1 protein-coding gene and 1 pseudogene are annotated in these 4,052 nt (G+C 57.2%); one reads left to right on the top strand and one right to left on the bottom strand.

Annotated elements, in window-relative coordinates:
- Positions 1-1,169, top strand: a pseudogene (locus HMPREF2942_RS00915) (hypothetical protein); the annotation flags it as partial.
- Between the two features lie 577 nt (positions 1,170-1,746).
- On the opposite strand, the gene HMPREF2942_RS00910 reads toward HMPREF2942_RS00915, so the two are convergent.
- A complete protein-coding gene (locus HMPREF2942_RS00910; protein ID WP_070687975.1) occupies positions 1,747-3,429 on the bottom strand; it encodes an RNA-guided endonuclease InsQ/TnpB family protein in 1,683 nt (560 codons plus the stop codon).
- Between the last annotated feature and the right edge of the window lie 623 nt (positions 3,430-4,052).

Genomic DNA, 4,052 nt, shown 5'->3' with positions numbered 1-4,052 from the left:
CCGACGGCGACTCCTTCGATAACTACTACAAGGATGTCTCCCGCCGCATGAAGGTACGCGAGCTGGATCTGCTCATTGTCGTGAACATGTTCCTGACCGGCTTCGATTCTAAGACCGTCAACACCCTCTGGGTGGATAAGAACTTGAAGATGCACGGGCTGGTGCAGGCATACAGCCGCACTAACCGCATTCTCAACTCGCTGAAGCTCTCCGGTAACGTGGTGTGCTTCCGCGACCTGGAACAGGCTACCAAGGACGCCTTCACCCTTTTCGGTGACACCGAGAACAGCACCGGCCAGTCTGCCCTCGATATCGCGTTCACCCGACCCTACAAGGAAGCCTACGCCGAATACGACAAGGCTGTGTCTGAGCTGCGCGAAGAATTCCCCGTCGACGAGGGCGGCTCCATTACCGTGGACACCCCGGAGGAGAAGGCCCGCTACATCGAGCTGATGAACCAGGTGCTGTTGCTGCGGCAGGAGCTGCGCGTGCACGATGAGTTCATCCGCGATGGCGGCGATGAGCTCATCAGCGACTACGACATGCAGGGCTACACCGGTGTCTATAACGATATTTACGAAGAGATTCGTGACCTGCGCCGCGCGCAGGAAGAAGGAACTGAGGAGGGTGAAGATAGGGACGATGACGCCCAGGAAAAGGTGAACCTGTTCGCCAACGTCCATTTCCAGACTGAGCTGGTCAAGCAGCAGGAAATCGGTGTCAGCTACATCCTGGCTCTAATCGAAGCGGCGCACGACTCTAACGGCGACGCCACCGAAGACATTGAACGTGCCGTCAACAGTAGCAGCGAACTACGCGCTAGCGCTGACATCATCACGGATTTCTCCAAGGAGTATAGGAACACCCCGAACCCCGGAGACGTCTACGAGCGCTTCCACCGGTACGTGACTGAACGCCGCGTCGAGGAAGAAAACGTCATTGTGCGGGATGAAAACCTGGATCCTGAGGAGACTCAGCGCGTGGTTAATCGTGCGCTGAGGGAAGGCCGCCGTACGATTCCTGGTAAGCTCACTTCCCTCATCAAAACTAGGATGCCGCTTTTTGGTGGCGATTCGAGTAGTGAGGGCGCGGTGTCTAAGACTAAGCGTGTGAAGCAGCGGTTGGAGAATCATTTGGGCCGCTTTATGTCGCTGTTGGGCGGCCGCTAGGGGGTATCCTCCGAGTGCCGGGGATGGCTAGGTTGTCCTGCGGTTAAACAAATAACGGAGTGCACCCCCCTATGGGGGGTGCACTCCGTTGTATCCCCGCTGACGCGGGGAACACTATTTTGATGGCCAGTCAACTGGCACTCAGGGCGGCTCATCCCCGCTGACGCGGGGAACACGGAGTACGTACCTGCGTCCAATCCGAGCAGTACGGCTCATCCCCGCTCGCGCGGGGAACACGCGGCTAAGCGCGTTGTCGCACAGGATAACCGCGGCTCATCCCCGCTGACGCGGGGAACACTCATCACACTGGATAAAACCCTGCGTACCGGTCGGTTCATCCCCGCATGCGCGGGGAACATTCTTCTGCATGTTTAACATGATTTTCACGCACCGGCCCATCCCCGCGCATACGGGGAACGCTTGCGGGCGGCGGGGCTTTCATTGAAGGCTGTCGGCCCATCCCCGCGCATACGGGGAACGCACTTAACCACAAGGCATAATGCCTAGCAGAAGCCTAAAAACTATTCAGTTTCCACGTGTATACATATATAAGGGGGATGAGTAGACGATTACTCGTCTACGGTGACCCGCCGCCCGTGGCGGCTGGCCTTGACACATCCAACGCCACATCCCCCAACACCACCGAAACAGCGGCATCAGAGTCAGCAACTCCGCGTCCGTTTAGACTCTCCCCCGTGCCGGGGGCGAGTTGTTGCGCCTCATGCATCCGCACAGCCTCTGCACGGATATTACGTGCCGCATTCACGTCACGATCAATCCGCACACCACAGGCTGCGCACTCAAAGACACGCACGTGGAGTCCGAGCTTGGTTTTCGCTCGTGCTCCGCAGGCGCTACACGTCTGAGAGGATGCAAAGAAGCGGTCGATAATTCGTACCTGTGAGCCGTACCAGCTGGCCTTGTATTCCAGCTGACGGCGCAGCGTACTAAAAGCGGCGTCCAGAATGGACCGATTAAGCCCGGCCTTCTGGCGCACATTCTTGCCCGGTGCCTCGATGGTACCGGCAGCTGAGGCGGTCATACCCGCCACAGCCAAGTCTTCAAGCCCGATGAGGGTGTACCCGGTGCTCAGGCGCTTAGAGACCTGATGCAACCCGGACTCACGGCGCAAGGCTACTAGGTGGTGGTGCCGTGCAATCTGTTGCACGATACGGGTACGACGATTAGAGCCCTTCTGGGCGCGTGCGAGGGCACGCTGCAGGCGCACCAGGCGCTTCTCAGCGGTACGTGCCCAGCGGGGGTTAGCCAGGGTGGGGGCACCGTCACCGGTGAACTCTAGGGAGGGGTACTGTGCGAAGCGCTGGGGTGCCTGCTCGTCAGAGAGTGCGGCGAGGTAGCGTACGCCCAGGTCTACGCCGACGGCGCCAGCGGAACGCTGGGCACGGGTAGGGTTGGTAGACGGGCGGGTGAGCTCTACCAGGATTGAGACATACCAGCGGTCAGCGGCACGAGATACCGTGTAGGAGCGGATCTGAGCGCCAGCACGCATAGCCTTCACTAGAGGCTTCGTAGTGTTATGAGTACGAATAACGCCCAGATGCGAGAGGCGCACGTGGCGGTAATCCTCAATGGTCGGGTCGGCGCTAATGCCGCGGCACTTCAGCTGCTTCTTGCGGCGTACGTATTCAGGCTCGCTCTTCTTGTAGGGGGTGCCGTAGGCGCCAATCACCTCGGGAGCATGAATGGTGAAGGAATCACGACCGCTACTCTTACGCTTACGGCGGGGGAGGCCCATCTGGGCGCCAGCACGAGCACCGGCACGAGACTCGAAGAAGTTTTTCCAGGCTTTTTCAGCATTCATCAGACCTGAATCGAGGACTCGGCACTTAATAGTATGTAGCCAGGGTTCGGAGAACCGTTCGGTCTCAGGCCAGACAACAGCGGGATCGGCGCCAGCCACAATAGCTTCGCCTGCAGCGCGGTGCCGTTTGACTTCAGGAGTCAGATACAGCGGCCTGTAACCAGACTTGTAAAGGATTTTATAAGTCGGGTCTTTCTTCTCTAATTTCTTGAGCTCTGCCTTAACAGTGGCCTCATCAACGCCTGCTTCAATGCGAGCGTGCCAGTAGTCATCCCTGGCACGGGATACCTCAAGGTTATGAGTGGTGAGGAGGTTGTAGGTGTAGCGTGCTGCGCCTACGCATCGCATCAGTTCAGCTTTTTGTGCCTGATCGGGGTCGAGGCGGAATTTATAGGCGCGGTTCATGGTGTCAGCGTCGGTGCTGGTTTTCTTGGCCATGGACTTCCTCCTCTTCTAGAGCTATAGGGATAACCTGTTTGGACATCTCTTATAACGACCATAGGGGGTACCCCTGACAAGATAAGGGGGTATTTTTGCGTGGCCAGGAAATATTTTTATGTGATGTGCGTCATGTTGATGACTTGTTTTTAGGGTAGGGCATACACCCTTGGAGGTGGGATGAATTGTGAACGCTCCTGGGATGGTTTGTGTACGCCTTTGGGATGAATTGTGAACGCCCCTGGGATGAATTGTGTACACCTCTGGGATGAATTGTGTACGCTACCTATAGTGAAAACACCTAAGAATTCCCGGAATCACAAGGGAAAATCGGTGTTCAAATTTTTCCCCCTATAAGATATACCTATAAGACTCCTATCGTCGTCAGACGCGCGTACGTGCGCGATGGCTGTGGAAAACTCACGTTGCGCCCGATGACGACGACGATGAAGACGGACAAAATCAGCTGGTTGACAGCCCGTCTGTCCGGGGTCTAGTGTGGTGGCAGATACGAAAATGGTCCCGCGATGTTGGAGCATCCGGGACCGTGGCAGCACCTACTAACGATAGGCACCGCAATGGTTGATTTTAGCGTACCCGCGCGCCCTCAGTCTACCCTGACT

Origin of the sequence: Rothia sp. HMSC071C12 (assembly GCF_001813895.1) — a bacterium.
GTDB classification, from domain to species: Bacteria; Actinomycetota; Actinomycetes; order Actinomycetales; family Micrococcaceae; genus Rothia; species Rothia mucilaginosa.
The sequence above is the reverse complement of the archived record's forward strand: the minus strand, read 5'-3'. Positions and strand labels throughout refer to the sequence as shown.